The organism is Citrobacter sp. TBCS-14 (assembly GCF_005280805.1).
GTDB classification, from domain to species: Bacteria; Pseudomonadota; Gammaproteobacteria; order Enterobacterales; family Enterobacteriaceae; genus Citrobacter; species Citrobacter gillenii.
This window is the reverse complement of the sequence record NZ_SZWM01001261.1, coordinates 307-699: the sequence shown is the minus strand read 5'-3', so window position 1 is coordinate 699 and position 393 is coordinate 307. Positions and strand designations below refer to the sequence as shown.

At 54.2% G+C, this 393-nt stretch carries 1 protein-coding gene; it reads left to right on the top strand.

Annotated elements, in window-relative coordinates:
- Positions 1 to 14: 14 nt before the first annotated feature.
- On the top strand, positions 15 to 393 hold a 379-nt coding region (locus tag FDX22_RS32305; RefSeq protein ID WP_370317954.1), incomplete at its 3' end, for a dATP/dGTP pyrophosphohydrolase domain-containing protein.

Genomic DNA, 393 nt, shown 5'->3' with positions numbered 1-393 from the left:
GCGAATGGGCTGACATGCAATTCCTGTTATGGGATGCGCAACGTCGTGCCGGTATCAGTGACGAGCAGATCACCCTGGCGATGGTAGACAAGTTGGCGATAAACAAACAGCGCGAATGGCCTGAGCCGAAAGACGGTGAACCGCGGTTACACATCAAAGCGCAGCCAGCGCCGGTAGTACCGGATGAAAAGCCTATGCCCGAAGCTTCGAAAATGTATGCGATAGAAGCTGTAGCTGCAATAGCAGAGGTCAGGGGCTGGAACGCCTGCCGCGACGCCATGCTTCAGGCTGGAAACTCTCCGGTAACTCCGGATGGTTACATACTGGTGCCTATCGTTCCGACCGAGGACATGATTATTAACGGCTTCGAATCGGTTCCAGATCCACACTTCA